Source organism: Pseudomonas sp. 2822-15 (genome assembly GCF_002742515.1).
GTDB lineage: Bacteria > Pseudomonadota > Gammaproteobacteria > Pseudomonadales > Pseudomonadaceae > Aquipseudomonas > Aquipseudomonas salomonii.
Window position 1 is genome coordinate 113,345 of sequence record NZ_LJRY01000377.1, and the last position, 15,638, is coordinate 128,982.

General features: G+C 51.5%; 9 protein-coding genes and 3 pseudogenes. 2 read left to right on the forward strand and 10 right to left on the reverse strand.

What is annotated here, in order from left to right; translation table 11 throughout:
* Nucleotides 1-116: 116 nt before the first annotated feature.
* Nucleotides 117-602, reverse strand: coding sequence for a hypothetical protein (locus AOA59_RS29505; protein WP_099489913.1), 486 nt, complete (start codon nt 600-602; stop codon nt 117-119).
* A gap of 279 nt (nt 603-881) precedes the next feature.
* Here AOA59_RS29505 and AOA59_RS29510 point away from each other — a divergent pair, with 279 nt between their 5' ends.
* A complete protein-coding gene (locus AOA59_RS29510; RefSeq protein ID WP_143522862.1) occupies nt 882-1,577 on the forward strand; it encodes a hypothetical protein in 696 nt (231 codons plus the stop codon).
* Nucleotides 1,578-1,784: 207 nt separating this feature from the next.
* On the opposite strand, the gene AOA59_RS32745 is transcribed toward AOA59_RS29510, so the two are convergent.
* Together AOA59_RS32745 and AOA59_RS29520 are read right to left on the reverse strand one after the other, a co-directional pair.
* A complete protein-coding gene (locus AOA59_RS32745) occupies nt 1,785-5,543 on the reverse strand; it encodes a hypothetical protein (protein ID WP_178076315.1) in 3,759 nt (1,252 codons plus the stop codon).
* 280 nt (nt 5,544-5,823) lie between these two features.
* Nucleotides 5,824-6,117, reverse strand: a pseudogene (locus tag AOA59_RS29520) (hypothetical protein); the annotation flags it as partial.
* Nucleotides 6,118-6,354: 237 nt separating this feature from the next.
* Between AOA59_RS29520 and AOA59_RS29530 the strand changes: the two are divergent.
* Nucleotides 6,355-10,149, forward strand: coding sequence for a hypothetical protein (locus AOA59_RS29530; protein ID WP_143522863.1), 3,795 nt, complete (start codon nt 6,355-6,357; stop codon nt 10,147-10,149).
* Between the two features lie 114 nt (nt 10,150-10,263).
* Here the strand turns inward: AOA59_RS29530 and AOA59_RS29535 are convergent.
* The 7 genes and pseudogenes from AOA59_RS29535 to AOA59_RS29565 all read right to left on the reverse strand — a co-directional run.
* Nucleotides 10,264-10,863 (reverse strand): annotated as a pseudogene (locus AOA59_RS29535) (hypothetical protein); the annotation flags it as partial.
* A 214-nt stretch (nt 10,864-11,077) separates the two neighbouring features.
* Nucleotides 11,078-11,680 (reverse strand): hypothetical protein, encoded by a 603-nt coding sequence (locus tag AOA59_RS29540; RefSeq protein WP_099489917.1) that lies wholly within the window; start codon nt 11,678-11,680, stop codon nt 11,078-11,080.
* Between the two features lie 511 nt (nt 11,681-12,191).
* Nucleotides 12,192-12,644: a thiol-disulfide oxidoreductase DCC family protein gene (locus AOA59_RS29550; RefSeq protein ID WP_178076316.1), complete on the reverse strand. Its 453-nt coding sequence runs from the start codon at nt 12,642-12,644 to the stop codon at nt 12,192-12,194.
* 19 nt (nt 12,645-12,663) lie between these two features.
* Nucleotides 12,664-13,109 (reverse strand): annotated as a pseudogene (locus tag AOA59_RS33710) (endonuclease); the annotation flags it as partial.
* A gap of 75 nt (nt 13,110-13,184) precedes the next feature.
* On the reverse strand, nt 13,185-13,754 hold the full coding sequence (locus tag AOA59_RS29560; protein ID WP_099489919.1) for a hypothetical protein: 570 nt from the start codon (nt 13,752-13,754) through the stop codon (nt 13,185-13,187).
* Nucleotides 13,755-14,040: 286 nt separating this feature from the next.
* On the reverse strand, nt 14,041-14,511 hold the full coding sequence (locus AOA59_RS32190; protein WP_143522864.1) for a hypothetical protein: 471 nt from the start codon (nt 14,509-14,511) through the stop codon (nt 14,041-14,043).
* 189 nt (nt 14,512-14,700) lie between these two features.
* A complete protein-coding gene (locus tag AOA59_RS29565) occupies nt 14,701-15,243 on the reverse strand; it encodes a tyrosine-type recombinase/integrase (protein WP_158235282.1) in 543 nt (180 codons plus the stop codon).
* Between the last annotated feature and the right edge of the window lie 395 nt (nt 15,244-15,638).

A 15,638-nucleotide genomic window follows, 5' to 3' on the forward strand; every position in this document is an offset into this window, starting at 1 on the left:
GCCAAGGTGATGTCGGGCTAAAGACATGAGTGGGCTCCCGGTGCTCGTGCGCTGGATACTCCAGCCCAGAACCCATCTCGGTGCTTGCTCTGTTGGGATCTAGACTACCGACTACCCTAGCTCAAGGTTTGCGTACGCAGCCACGCTTCCACTTTTTGCCATCGGCCAACCTCGGAAAGCTCTGACCTTGCTGTATCTAGAGTCTCTAGCAGTCGCTGTCTTTCCGCACGAGAGGGGAACCAATCATCGATCTCTACGTTGCAGTGATTAGACTCACTCAATGCCCATCTAACGATCATGTCCGCAGCGGCTCGGTAGTGATCGGCCATGAACAGACGTCGGCCCTCCACAGACCATCCACGCTTTGCTAGCTCATCGGTCACGTCGATGATGCCAAGGTCACCAAAGTAGGCTGTGGTGTCAGGGTAATGGATACCTGTCAACGACACCTTAGCCACCCCGGAGTCCCGGTCAAAATATGAAAGGAAATGCCACCCACCCGTGGTGCTTCCAGGATAGGGGAAATTGATGGCGGCTTTGCCTGTTATGTAGGTTTCGCGGGAGACGCGTTTGAGGTCAAAGTCGAAAAGCGGCTGGGCCATGAGGGCTTTCCTGAATTCTTGGCGCCGATTCGGTTAAGCGGAGCACACCCCCCAGTTCGTGGTATGGCGCCCCATCGAAGGGCGGAGGATCGCACTGTTTTAGTTGATGTAGATCATAACCGTACTGAAGCGCGTTGCGTATCTCTACGCATTGAGAGGAATGCTGCGAGCGGAGAGGTATCTCTCGAAAAATATCAGGGAAAAAATATTGCAGTTTCGCTAAGGAATTAGTGAGTGCCGCCGATGATATATGTTCAATAATTAGCTGAGGGTCTTTGCGTGTCTGACGGTATATTTTCTGTGATCAAGAGTGTTTTTCCCACGTTCGTGGCTGGGGCTAAAGATCTACAGCGTTCCATAATTACTCCGACCGAATTTTTCAAAGATATGAAGCTGCGCAATTACTGGTGTGCGCAAGCCAGCTTGATCGGGCTCGTAATGGCCGTTGCGTTATCACTACTAAGCTTCCCATCGCTGAAAGGGATTGGAATAGAGCTCAGTAAAGACTTTGTAGCCGTCATGGTTGTCCTGAATTGCATGCTCCTGATCCTCTATGGAGCTTGCTTCTGGTTAGGCGCACGTTGCATGTTTGGAAAGGGGTCGCTGTTCTCTACGATCAACTCATTTTTTTATATCTCGATTTGCCTAGTCTTCATGAAGATCGCTGAGATGCCAGCGCTGGGTTCGAGAATGACCGCTTTAGCGCATAGCTGTGAGCTCGGGGAATTTGGAGCGAATGTCACTGCAGCAATATCCGCAAGTTCTGTTTCCAGGATGTCGAACTTTTTAATCGGCGTATTTTACCTTGCATTTACTGTTTGCTCGGTAAAACTCCAGCGAGGCGTCAATGACTTCGGTATCGTAAGGGGAGTGGTGTCCGCAATTCTTGGGATGATCCTTTTGAGTTTGGCTGTTATTTACATCCAGGAGCCTGCTGTGTATGCAATGGTATGCGGCTATCTAGGCGAAAAATGACCATCATGCTTCGACTGATCACCCATGTAGCGTTCAATGATTGCTGGAGGTCTAGAATGCTCGAAACAACAATTAGCTGCGCAGTTCGCAGAGCTCGAGTCAGGCCAAAGCTGAGTAGTGTGTCGGCTGCTTCGTGCTTAAGTAGGAGAGGTGCTTGACTTGTGCTGGCAAAATTCAACGCACGCCAAGCTCCTCTTAGTTGCACTTCTACCAACGCGTGGCTCGCTGAGCAGCAGCAATATCTGCCCGCTCAGCGTCGGCTTCCCAGCCTTCAGCAATCCTGCGGAGCATTGCTGACGTTCTTACTGATGCTATCGTTTTCGCAGCCCACTCACGCGATTGAGAGGCGAGGGCGCGCTCCTGATCCCCGCCCTCATCCGGCATTTTGCTGTACACCCCGCGCATGTTGTAGCGTTCGAGGCTGATGCCTCGCTCAACCTCAGGCGACGCCAAGACTTCAATGACGTTTCTGACGGCCTCATGAGGCCATGCCGAATCCTTCGCTTCAAGCGGGGCGTGTGCCAGTATTTGTCCAATCAGTTGATCTGTGACCATACCCCTGTTCGATTCCTGCGCCAGTTTTCGGACATCTACGCACCAAGCCCTCAGAGCAGCTTCATCCACGTCGTTTTCTTTCTGACCTGGAAGCTTCTTTAGCCCCTTGAGTAGCCGATAGGTAGCGGTTGCCAGCTTTCTATCCGTTTCGGAAAGATCTCGAGGCTCTTCGTCTTTGGCTCGAAAAACTCTGCTAACCATGCCCATAAAGAACACTGGCTGCTCCAGCAAAAGCTCATGGATCGTAAGGTTATCGGTACGGAGCATGGGAAGGTACATGAACTCCAATGCTGCCAGGCTTTCTCGGGGGAGGTCAGATCTTTGCGCTAGTGCGGAAAAAATCCTGTCTACGTCCAGAAATCCAAATGTGCTTTTCGCCTCTGGATCTGCGTTATGTTCAGACACTGCTGAGGACATGATTGCCTGAATCGTTGCGACGGAAAGCTCCTCCAATCGCTTCTCTGCTGCGGCCAGGGCTGTTGCAGAGCGCCCCACAGAGCGATATTTTTCGATGGCAAATGTGAGATCTTCTAGCGGCCCGGTGATCCTGGTAGGCGATTTTTGGCTCCAGTACGCTGCCTCCGTCTCATTCCCAAAAGACGTGACGTAATTCCAGCTTTCCCTGGTTTCATCCAGTCCCAAAAGCACCAGAGCGCACTTCTGATGATCCCAGCCACTGTTCTGCAGAACGTCCTTTGCATCTGTGGCCCAACTGTCACCAAACCGTTCTATACCATGTGCCAAGACAATGCTTGCAGCGAGGGCTGACTCGCCAATGGTGCTTGAGAGCATCCTGGTGAACAGTTGCAAAAGCTGGTTATCAGGAAGCTGTAGGCTGCGAATAGAGAACATCACCAAGCGAGGAACCTTAACGCGCTCCATCAAGCCCACGACGCCATCGATTCCCGTCGCATCCATGATGCCCCTGAGAGCTGCCACGCGGGCGTCCTCCACCGCCTGAATTGGGTCGGAGGTTGCATCGTCCAAATCGAACGAGGGCATCCAATCGTCGAAGAGCCAGCTTACAGATTCCACCAAAGCTGCGGGCTTGTGTCTTTCGACCAAAGCCTCGAGCGTTTCGATACTGTCAGAAGGCAATGCCCAGTCCGCGTCTTGATACTTTCGGTGGCGCAGGGTTTGTTTGCGAAGTGCATTCCATATGTCGGATTGCTGTTCGTCTTGGGTAGCACCGAGAACGTGTCCGAGGCCGTTTACGATCAGTTCGAACGTGGGTTCCTGCACGGCGCCCAAAGAGTCGATCAGCGAGCTCCAACGGGCTGGATCATACTCTGCCCGGGTTATCGCGAGCTCAACGATTCTTTCCTCACTTTTCCAGACAAGCCCGTATGTCAGGTTTTCGGTCTCTCTCTGTTCGGGCTCTCTGAATCTCGGCTTCGTCGTCGGCGTGCTGGTATCGCTAAAGCGAGGCAGTAGTTGTTCCAGGAGCGGCCATGCGATGACGGGGACGTCGTTAATGATCGACTCTAGAATCGCGAGCCGATGTTGGGTGCTGACGGCAGTGCCGGGACTCCATGAAAGGAAGATCGAGCGTAGGCTATTGATGGGCCGGTTCGTCAGCTTTCCACCAGGATCCAGAGCTGCAAGCTTTGCGAGGCAGAGTGCTGCTCGTTGTAGGAAATCCGGAAGCCACGCCAGCGCCTCCAAAGACCACAGCAAACCGCAATGATAGGTAGTCGGGGTGATTAGGCCCGGGTATTCGTCGAAGATAGGACGGATTGTGGCGTCGCCCTCAAGCTGACGCTCAAGGGCCTCAAGAAAAGGGTTTGGGGAGGCCTCCGCCAGCAGGGGAAGTTGTTGCTCTAAGCTCGCAATGAGCCGGTGATCGCTGGACAGCCCTGGCAGTCCCCGGACGACCTCGTCAACGAAAGTTTGAGGGTTGGAACGTGAGACTTTGAACTGCGCTTGCTCATGTAACACGGCCATATGCAGCAGTGTGTTCATAAGGCCGTTTTTTAGGGAGTCAGTATGCAGCGGATTTTGATCTCTGCTACCTGGCATCAAAAAGGGCTGATCCGCAGTAGGAGGTTTGTGCGCTTGTGCAGCTTTTGAAAAAACCGAGGTGACAGCTTCCTTGAAGCGATCCAGATGTTTGCTGCTGATGAGATGCCCGAGATATACAAAAGCGTCCACTGATGCTTTCATCGCCCAGAGATCTTCAATGCGCTCTAATGGCGCATCCTGCATCTTGGTAAATTTGAGCAGCTCTTCTTCTGCGTCATCGTAATCTTTACGGGTGAGCAGACTCAGGATTGAGCGATCCGGTTCCACGTCAGCCATCCAGGATCCAGCGAGTAGGGCAGGGATCAACAAGTCAGCATCTTCAATCCACTCAGGATTTTCAGCCGTGCCACTAGGGTGCAGTCGAGCCAGAACCGCTAGGCTGCGGCCGCATGTTCTAGCCAGTTGGTAACCGGCGTCTTCGTTCATACCCATATTCATGAACGCCTTTCCCATTTCTCTGCTGCTTGGCCTGCGAAGGAGAACGTGGTCATGGCTTTTCTCATCTGCCCCGGCACTGATGACGGTAACACCTACACGAGCGAGTCGACCTGCCGAAGCCCTAGCTCCTTGTCGTGGAAGGTAAATAAGATTGTCCAGCGTTAAGCAATGCCTGACGGCTTCTTCCGTTTCTAGGACTAGGGTGCGGGCCTCCAGTACGTTGCGGATGGGTTCCGGTGCGCTACGTATTGCCGCGATGACGAAAGCAATGACCTCGTCAGGAGAGTCGGCTGCAAATGCAAGGCGGCCGCTGTTTTGAGTCAGCTTTTCCAACAACTCTTTCGCTTGATCCTCTCGGCTGGCGAGCAATACCGATTCGTTCAGTTCGGGTGAGAATCGGCTTGAGTAGAACTGCCAGAATTCTTCAGTGCTCTGAACTCCGATTTGGGGAGTCAGCTTGAGCTCGCAACTCGCCCATTTCGACGCGACGGCCGGGCATTGGGCGAGCCAGTCCTCTAACCGCGTCCCCTCGAGATACTCAACTTTTTTCCACTCCCCTAGGGCGTTTTTCTCCGCAAGCCAGTCAGGGAGTTTCTCTCCTCCGGTGTCCCAAGTTCGGGGTGTAACAATCACCAACGTAAGGTTCACGCGATCAGCCGGCGCGACCTCGTTGGTGCGTTTTTTATAGTCACTCTCAGCCTTGGCTTTGCCTGCACCACTTGTTCCAAACTCCCAGACGGACTTGCCGTCCGGGATGAACGATGAGGAGGAATCTGCGTCAAGTTCGCCATCGTAGCCCCGAACCTGGCCTTTATCCCCGTTTGGAAATCTTAGGTATCTGACTTTTGATGCCGTGGCCCATATTAGGTCGCTCACTAGGCCGGGCATCTTGCCTTTGGCCTGGACTGTTTCGGCCCACATCTCCAGATCGAGCGCTTTGATCCACTGCAACTTTCATCTCCTGTTTTCAGTAGCCAGCAGGTTCCATTTTTCAATTCAGCTTTACTGGACGGGCTGCCGCCACTTTATTCTCAGGCGGTTGAGATTTGCGAGGGATTTTCTTATCTAAGCTCGCAAAACCTCTTAAATCGAAAGAGGTGAGCTCGGCGATTTCCATGCGCCGTGTCGGTGTGCTCATCGCTAGCTGCGCCCCTTGCAAATCTACCCTCGAAATTTTCCTGGCGCCCACGGCCATTCCGAATGGCTAATTGCTTGTACTGGCACTTCTGCGTGCTGGGTAGTGATCCGCTGTTAACAGACGCCTTCCTTCAACAATCCAGCCACGCTCAGCTAGCTGATCAGTGACGCCAGTGATGCCGAGGTCGCCAAAATAGGCTGTGGTGTCAGGATAATGGATGCCTGCCAATGACATCTTGGCCACGCCGGACTCCCGATCAAAATAAGAAAGGAAGTGCCACCCACCCGTGATGCTTCCAGCATGTGGAAAGTTGATGGCTGACTGGCCTGTTATGTAATGCTCGCGCGCGACACGTTTGAGGTCAAAGTCGAACCGAGGCTGTTTCATTTCCGCTGTCCTATGCGAGCCATGGGTTTGATGTCGTTCCTGAGCAAAGCTGGAAGAACAAATGTCACCATTGGGTCGCGAGATGCTGAATATCTAGGCTTCTAAAGGATTGCTGGCTCAGAGCCTAGTAAATATGGCATATAGCCGCTATAGAAGATGGCGCCGGCCTAACTGGTGCTCAATTACTTTGCAGATGCCCAAGCCTGAAGGTATGGGTGTCTAAAACCAGGATTGCCTATGTCACAGGGACTGTCAGCCAGTATCAAACTAAAATATGCCGCTTTTTTGGTTGCTGCTAAAGAAGGGATCCGCATCTTCCAGTCTCTGTGCTCCGCATCTTCGTCGCCAGGTTCTTTTGAGCCACTCACACCAGTCCTCATCGATAGTGACCACTTTGATCGCTATGAACGCGAATTGCTTGGCGCACTGGGAAAGGATGAGGTTCTGAACATCGCACTTACTGGTGGATATGGGGCAGGTAAGAGCAGTGTCCTGAAGACCTTTTTTGAGCGGCATCCAGAATTTCAAACGGCTTATGTTTCACTCGCAACATTCAGCAAAGATGCACCTCCACCGTTGACGGTTTCGGACGCGGAACGCTCTGAGACTTCAGCCAGAAGCTCCCAGTCAGTAAAGGATTCCGGCGAGAGTAATACCTCAAGCGATTTGATCGCAAGGATCGAGGAAACGATTGTCCAGCAGCTGCTTTACGCCGTGCCAACTGCACGCGTACCCAAAACCAGGCTCAAGCGAATTGTCCAGACATCAGGGCGTAGCATCGCTAGGCGCACGATTTTTTGGGGAGTAATGCTCATTGCGTGCCTGCGGCTTTATGTCCCTACATTGAAGGAGATACCTACGTTAGATCCTGCTTGGTTGCTAACGAGCCTGTTAATGATCCCGGGTTGGCTGGCAGTCTCGGTAACGGGGCTGGGTGGTTTGTATCTTCTCTACTCGGGACTCAAATTTCTATCTATGTTCAGTATCGACGGCTTAACGTTGAAGGGTGGAAAGCTCGAGGCCGTGAATCACGGATCCGTACTCCACAAGAACGTAGATGAAATTATCTATTGCTTTGAACGAAGCGATGTCCGCGTCGTGGTGATTGAGGATCTGGATCGTTTTGGAACTCAGGAAATATTTTTTCGCTTGCGCGAGATCAACTTCACTATCCGGCACTCGCCCCAAATAATTCGACCTGTTCACTTCATTTACGCTATTCGTGACGAGCTGTTTACCGTCACCGACAAGACGAAATTTTTTGATCTGATTATCCCGGTGATCCCTGTCGTCAATTCTGAAAACTCAAGGGAGAAGCTTCAAGAGCTCATGATGGCTCGGGCTGTTGATGGCAAAAAGCTGGGTAATGATCTTGACCCAATTCTCGTGGAGACCGTCTGCTATTACATAGATGAGATGCGGCTGATAAAGAACATCGTCAATGAGTACGACATTTTTGCGAGCCTGCTGTCCCAAGGTGGCCTCAAGCTGGATCAAAACAAGTTGTTTGCCATCGTGGTGCTCAGGAACCTCTACCCGGAAGAATTTGCAGAGCTGGTTAAGCGGAGAGGGAAGGTGTACAGCTTGCTCACGGGGTTGTCTGCTTGGGCTAACCAACCATCGCAGGCACTCGCTGAGCTCGAACGATTAATCGAAGATAAGTCCCGGCGTGAGGAACACGGTGATGAGCGCGTAATCGATCTTAGGTTAAGTGTCTGGTTCGAGGTGCTGAGGGCGAGCGGAATAGACGGTGCAAATTATGTTTTAGTAAACGGTTCTGAGCGGGTAAGCCTCAACGAATTTCTACAGGACGACGTCTTCACTAGAATCTGTGAGGCTGAGCAACTCAAAGCCACCCTCTATTCACAGTGGGCGCATCACAACCCAGTTGGAAATATTGTTCGTCCAAATGACGCGCTTAAACAGGCATCCTATCGTACGCGTCTCGCATGGATTCATCAGTCCATAAAGTCAATGGATGAGGCCATTGGGGCGGCAGAAAGGAAGCTGACCGAGATCAAGACGATTTCCTTCCGTGAAGCTGCCCGTGGTGATTATGGAGCAATCATTGACCAGCGGCTGGCAGGAATGGAGATCGTCGTTTACCTAATGCGCGCTGGCTACCTCGATACCGATTACACAGATTATCTTGGATTTTTCTACGAAGGCTCGCTGACTCGCGACGATCAGAATCTGATTCTCGCACTCAGGCGCCGTGCCACCCTCGACGTCGCCTCGCCAGTCCGGAATCCTGAGCGAGTGGCCGCCAAATTGGAGCACGATGCTCTCGGGGATGGCAAAGGCATTATCGCTGACCTAATTGTCCAACTCTCACTATCTGCGCCACTCACTGAGTTGTCCGACACAAGGACGCAAAAGCTGGACGTCATCCTGCAAAGCGGCCACCAGAATGCGGGCCGATTGGCTGAGGCTGTATCCATCATCCTTGCAGGGGATGCTAGGTTATCGCTCGTTCGCGCTTTGCATGCACTCGCCCCTGAGTTGTTCGCCGTGATCTTGAGCACTGAGCGATTTAATGAGGCTGACGCTCGACAGGCTTTGGTGTGCGGGATCATGGACGCGTTGTCTCAGCAACAACTTGAGGTTATGGCTCATCGGCAGACGTTGCTTGAAGTTATCGCCAGTCTCTCGGGTGTTAACCACCTGGTCACAGGTATGGCCTCAAACATCGATGGCTGGGCGTGGCTTCGCCGCGAGCCTGTTCGCTTCAATAATCTCACTGCAGAGGTCGGTGCGAGTACGCTGGGCCAATTGATTGGCTGGGGCTGCTTGCAACTGAGTCTCCCGATGATGACATTGATCCTGAAAACGTTTGCGGACGAGGGGGGAGATGTCACTTACAAGCGTCTTCGAAAGTTAAGTCTCGCAGGACTTGATTCATTGATTGAGATTGCTCCTGAAGACTTCATCTTCGAGCTCATGAAGCAACAAGGTAAGCTTCGGGAAGACACTGAGTCCCTTAGGTACATTCTTGGCCTAGTAGAGGATGATCAAGAAGTGCAGGAGGATTTGTTCCAGCACACTGAATGTTTGATTGATGACTTGAAAGGGTTCACCGATAACATTTGGGAGAAGGCTCTTGAACTAGACCGTGTGACCTCCGTCCCAAATGCTGCGTGGAGCTACTATCTCGGCATGGTTGTAAGGCCAACAGAGACTTCATCTGAATCGATTGACAAGGAAGAACAGGATCGTATCCGAGACATCTTTACAGCATTCCTTGCTAGGAACGCCCGTGAAGCTCAGCGGCTTTGGGATGATGCGAGAGATGAGGCGGATGACCTGAAAGCCTATTTGCTGGCTTCGGAGATTGACGATGACTCGCTGGATGAAATTTTCGGGAGTACCACTGTCGGCCCTGAGTCTCTCGTAGGGCTGAAAATATCGGCTGACCGATGGGCGTTTCTGGCCCAGGCTCATTTCGTGCCCTTCGATGGTGAGGTTCTGGAGGAAATTGGCAACAATGATCCAAACGCAGAGGCGGCGTATCTGATCAGGTGCTGGGCTGATGCCCGTGACTACGTCGACCTACGAAAGCTCGATCCGAAGACTGTCGGTTTGATCAGCGCCGCGCGTAGTGTGCCTATTGGTGATATTGCCGAGATGTGGGAGGGTTTGGTTGAGCGAGAAGAGGCTAGCCAAGCTAATGTAGTCGGGAGACTTGCATTGGTATGCGCCAGAGCTAATGCCGAGAATTTCGTCATGCCCCGTAATTGCAGAAGCATCATTGCGTCGCGTGCGTGCGATGCGAGTCTTTCGCAACGTGAAAAGCAGGAGCTATTGCATCAGGCTCTCAAACTTCATGTCGATTGGGCTACGACCTCGTCGATACTGGCTTCTCTCTCCGGTGGATACGCTGAGTTGTTGGGGGATAAACGAACTGTGCGGTTGCCGAATTCGGAGCTTGATGTTCGTCTTTGTCAGACGCTCAACGATCGTGGTTTTGTAGGTAAGATCAAGCCGGAAAAAGACTATATAACGGTCTATACCAAACGAGTTGGCAGGCTCTAGTCAGTGAGTTTCAAACTGCCGAGAATAGATAGCCTGCCAAGCCGAAAGGTGGCCCACTCCATAGCAGGGAAATAACCCCGGCTCGGTTACCGGCCAGCTAGCTGCGAGAGGAGGTCATAGGATTTCGATCTCCTCTGGCTGGAGCCATCCTGCCTCAATCACTCGCTGTTTCGCCGTCGCAGGCTGAGCGGTGTAAACCACAATCGCAAGACTTTCTTCGGCCCGGCTGCAAGTGACGTACAGCAGGCGACGAGTGCGAGCCAAGGAGTCATCTTTGCCCTCGCGTTGATTTTTGACATCGCTTTCAGAAGCAGGCTTGACGCCCAAGAGTTTGTCGTAACTAAAAAGGAAACCACCTGCTTCTTCGTCGTTTAGGATAACCATGACTCTAGGGAACTCTAGTCCCTTCACACCTTGGTGAGTGTCAAAAGGGGATAGTCCCTCGGTATAGCCAGCGAACGCAGCCATTTCCGAGAAAGGGCGCCCTAGTAAAGTCTGGTATGCATGGGTTTCTAATGCATCACGATCCGATGTGTCGGGAGGATCATCAGTTGTGACGCCCAGCAATAGAGCTGTCACTAGGCGGTCAGGGAGATCTAGTAGGCCTGTTTCAAACAGAATATGAGCCACTTCACTGATCTGAGGATCGTTGGAGTTGAATAGTTCGCACAACGACTTAGTTGCTGATCCTGCTTTATCAAGCAAGGCTAGCCTCACTCCACGATGGATGGAAGCTAGTATGTGGTAGCCGCAGGGAATGTCCAAGCTAGATGGTGACTTTGATCATTATGCAAGCGGAGCGCGCAGACCAGGAGGGTCGAAGGGCATGAGGATGGAAGCCCGAAGGGCCAAGACCTGTCGCAGACAGGGCTTGGTTAACGACAGCCGTCCCTGCTAGGGCATGCCACGACAACTGCAGCGTCGAAGACTACCGCAAGGCGCGCTGTTCAAATGACCGAGGCACTACGCCCTGCGCGCAAAGATCGTATGTCCTGCGCAATGCCACCTCGTCACCTGAAGACACCCTCATATGGGTAAAGATCGTCGACAGAAAGCGTTTCCTTTCGCCGTTGCCGAGCTCAGACCAAATCCTCGGCTGTCCTTGTGCATCTGGGACTGCAAGGCGGTCGAGGAAATACTCTTCAAGGCTGTGAAGCCGTTGCTGACCATCAACCAAAATTTCACTGTTTTCGGCCAGTGCCCTGCCACCGCTCTCTGATTCGTACCAGTCATTCGTGAGGTAGCTCCCCAGATCCCCACCTGACCATACTGCTGAGATGAAGCGAGACTTCTGTCCGATGTTCCATTCCAGCCCGCGCGACCAGGTTGGCACTGGCATGCCCATAACGAATCGCGCTGCCCATGGACAATGCTCATGAGCGGAGGAGGGATCTACGAGATACTTTTCCCAGTGGCCCACTAAGACCTCGATGGGACAATGACTGACGGTCGTGGGCAGAAGACGCTGCGGCATATGGATGTGTAGGTCTGATGTTCCGCCGTCGGCGTAGCGTTTAAAAAAGGAAGTCATGGTTTTCCTGGGCGTTCAGATAAGGCGAAGTGTTCGATTCAGTACGGGTGCATCGCCAAGCGTCGACCGTCTCGATGATCAACAGATCTCGTTCGATAGAAACGTGGATCTGGTCGCTATCGACAAGCGCGTGCACATAGCCTTCGATGTAGGATGCTGCCTTATCGAATGCGGAAGGTGAGTCGGATGACTCAATGTAACTAATCAGTCGTTCCCAGGTTCTCCGCTGACGGTTGCCCAGGATCGTCTTGGGAAACGATATCGCTCCCCGCAGAATCTGAATGGATGCAGGCTTTGATTTGGTCAAGGCTGGTTTCTCACCGTGTACATACAATTGAAAACGGTGTGTTTTGGCGAAACTTGAGCTGGATGGAGGATTTTTGTGCAGATGCTGCAGAGACGCGAATGCCCCCTTCAGCAATAGAAGGTATTCGCGATATGTGTAAAGCGGAAAACGAAAAGATCATGCGTTCGATCATATATCACCGACCCTGACGCCTGAATCTGAGGTCTAGTGAACCACTGCGACGTTTGCTTTCAAAAAGCGCCTATCGTGATCTGCCGCTGGAAGGTGGGTGGAGTCGTACTGACCAAACAACCGATAGCGATTTACCGCGATTTTGTCGTACATCCAATCTCGCATTGCTGCTGGTACAACACGTGCAGCCGTGAGCCAGCGCCACGGGGCATTTAGGCGACCTAAAATCTCGAACATCGCCTCGGAACGTATGGACACCTTGTTGTTTGAGAAGAGAACAATGGTGTTGAATTTGTCCTGTGGTAGTCCGGCCCACCTCAAAAGCTCCTGGCCCTCAGGCGACTGAACCGCAGCGAGCTGAATTCGGTGAGCCTTGTCATAGTGGATTATGAACCTAGCCCACCCGTTGCAGAGCTTGCATGTGCCGTCAAAGAGAACTGCCGTGTCGCTCGATTGTAGGAACGGAGCAGGGGATTCGGTTTCCATGGTTATTAAGTCTCCAGTCTCATTTACAGTTGCCTGCTTTGCGGTAGTCCGCCAATCGAGCTGCGGATTCTGACTCGAAGGCTACCTGGTTTTCCGAGGACACCTTGTCGTAGCTTGGGCAACCTTCTGGTAGATGGTAAACATGGCTTTAACTCTACCGATGATGCTTCCAATTGATGTGGAGCGGGATACCTATATCGGTTTTCGTGATTGCGCCGACTTTGCCATAAGGCCGCTGATTACTCCGTCGCCCACCGTCTTATAGCGCTGAGTCCAACTGCGTTCTTGAGTCACGAAAGGGTTGGGATGCCCCATGATCGCGGTGATACGTTTATTTCGCTCCTGTTCCCAGGAGGTAAATGGAAATTGCTTGTCCCATGCCATCAGTAGCTATTGCTGTTGGCGAGACATATTAAGGCTGTACCGGTCGAACATGTAGAACGTCGTCCTTGCTACCGATCCTTCACCTTGTTTCACGGTTCAGTCGCACGCCTTGGCCGACTGGCGCCACGAATCCAAGTCATCGTCCAACAGGTCTGGCTAATCTCTCTGCTGCTCTGAGGCGGAGTCCGCTTCATCGGCAGGAGGCGGCCCGGAGATATTTTCAGGCGACCAGTCATCTTTGAAAAGGAACATATCACGCGTAAATTCAGCGATTCCGACTTCGCTGTCGTCCAGGATGTCACGAGCAAAATGTCTGAAAATCCTGCCTCCATCAACGCCACGTCCGGCATCCGTATCTTTGATTAGAAGGACAGTCCAATTCTCATAGAATGCGCCGGCAGCAATTTTCGCCCAGGCGAGGTGAAACAACTTATAAGTCTCGCCGACAAGCACAGAGTCATACACCACGACAAGCATCCCTTTGGACGCATGCAAAAGCTTCACGGGGGAGAGAACTGCCAGGGCAATAGACTGCTCGATTAAATCGATCACCCTTGTGTCAGGTTGTCCTTCCCAGAGCACTACGAATCTCTGAATGCACACGACCTCGAGTGGCATGCAGTCAACGCCGAATAACTGCTGTGTAGAAAAAATCGTGTACGCGCCCTCACCATCATCGTTGTGAGGCTGCTCATGCTCGGTATAAAGCCAGCGGGAATAAATCATGTCGGATACCGTTTTGGCGAAGGATTTTCAATTTATATGTGGGGCGTCACTGTGGCGCGCCGAGACATCGATTGGTAATGGGTGGAAGTTGGCGGCAGAATTTGCTGTGGCATTTTGATGCTTTATCATTGGTATAGCGTCTAAAGAAACGAGGGAATGGTTTTCCCAGAAGCTACCGATAGGTCGAGGTGCTTGAGTCAAGAAGAGTGCGGCTAAGAACGTCTGCCGTGTCGACGATCCGCAAGATTTCGTTTTATGAAAATATCGATCTAGTCTTCTACAACTCTCAGTCCAAAGCTTTTTCAAATTTCAGGCTTTGAAGTCTCATTGGTAGAACTTCAGTAGGGCACCAATCAAGCGCAGCAGAGATGCATAAATGCCAGATCACCATTTGGATGCTGAGAACATCTTCCGTGGGGTGCCGCCACATCAGCTTGCGTGGTTTCAGAATTGATTGGAGAGTATTGACAACCCCTCTGGGGTAGCGCCCACGACCGTCTCCGTCTGCAACTACAGCGAATGCGAAACAACCACAATCTTGGTAGCTGTCCGCAATCTTTCTTAAACGATTTCTAAGCTCTTTCTTACTAATTCTAGAGGCAACAATCCACCAGATTAACTCAACGTCTTCAAGATCGATCCATTCGGGCGGTATATCACAGTTGTTTTCATATTGCTCAAATGGAAGCAGGTTAGTTGGATTCAGTCTCCCTCGTGACGGCTGTCCGAAAGTTAAGTCAACTTGTTGGTTGTTCATTCATTTCTTCTTAGTTAAGGCGTAGGCGTAACAGGGCTATGAGGTGCGAAAGACGCCATTTTTTGGGGTGTGGGCAATTGACTAGCTTGTCAGCTGTCTTTCGGCAAGAGTTTCGGGTAGGTAAGCCCCACTAAAGACTATTCCTTAAGCTTAAAAGCTTGACCCGGTCTCGCCCTTTCACTGTTCGTATTAGTTTTGCGGCGGGCGCTTGTTGATAGCGTAGTGATGGGTCATGTTCCGGCTGATTGTGCCCATGGCAGGATTGAAACGCTTGGATACCTGCATCGCCGCTTCTGCCTTAGCTATAATTACCGAACGACGTACGACGTGTGGCGAGCGTCCACCATGGCTTACGTTCGCAGCCTTCAGCCAGCTCACAAGCTTCTTACGAAGTTCTTCAGGCTTCATCGAAGAGTTTGAAGCTGAGCCGCTGGGGAAAATGTAGTCGTTTTTTGAGCTGTTCCTCAGGTTCAGTATCTCTACTGCAAGATCTATGTCTTGCTTTGGCAGTGAAACTGCTCTGAAGTTTACTGTTTTCTCGACTCCAAGCACTAAGTCTCGCGATTTGATCGGCAAATATTCGCTGGGCCTCATGCCTGTGAGCATTAGGGAGAAAAGTAACCGGTCTGTAAGCGAGCCTTTCTGTTCGAGAGTTTCTTTTATTTGCATCAGCTCACCTCGACTAAAAGGCCTGGTCGCTTTGCTTTGCATGTCTTCTTTTGTTTGACTCATCATCAATAACCGTCATGAGAGGGCTGCCATTTAAGAGGAGTGGCTGCGCTGACGTCAAGGTATTTTTGCACTTTTCTCGGCGTGTGGTGATCTTTTAACAGTATATTAAAAGTAGACTCTTAATTTGATTTTGTAGTTTTTATAAGGTTTCTGGCGAGGCTTTTTTTATTGGCTTTTCGGTATAGTTCTAGTGGTGGGGGCTTTATTTTTTTGCTTAAGTTGTAAGTGCTGTTGCTGCTCATCGATTACCTCGAATGCAATTGATTAAAAGTTTGTTGATGGCTTTTGCTTTTGAATTGAGAAGCGGTCAACAATTTATATTTATAGCGGAGGCCGCTTATCCATTGTGCGAATTTCCGTAAAAGACCGACGCCGAAATTACAAAATGTGGAATT

Coding starts and splice junctions, on each gene's coding strand:
- AOA59_RS29505 (WP_099489913.1), bottom strand. CDS start 602: ATGGCCCAGCCGCTTTTCGACTTTGACCTCAAACGCGTCTCCCGCGAA.
- AOA59_RS29530 (WP_143522863.1), top strand. CDS start 6,355: ATGTCACAGGGACTGTCAGCCAGTATCAAACTAAAATATGCCGCTTTT.
- AOA59_RS29540 (WP_099489917.1), bottom strand. CDS start 11,680: ATGACTTCCTTTTTTAAACGCTACGCCGACGGCGGAACATCAGACCTA.
- AOA59_RS29550 (WP_178076316.1), bottom strand. CDS start 12,644: ATGGAAACCGAATCCCCTGCTCCGTTCCTACAATCGAGCGACACGGCA.
- AOA59_RS29560 (WP_099489919.1), bottom strand. CDS start 13,754: ATGATTTATTCCCGCTGGCTTTATACCGAGCATGAGCAGCCTCACAAC.
- AOA59_RS32190 (WP_143522864.1), bottom strand. CDS start 14,511: ATGAACAACCAACAAGTTGACTTAACTTTCGGACAGCCGTCACGAGGG.
- AOA59_RS29565 (WP_158235282.1), bottom strand. CDS start 15,243: ATGAGTCAAACAAAAGAAGACATGCAAAGCAAAGCGACCAGGCCTTTT.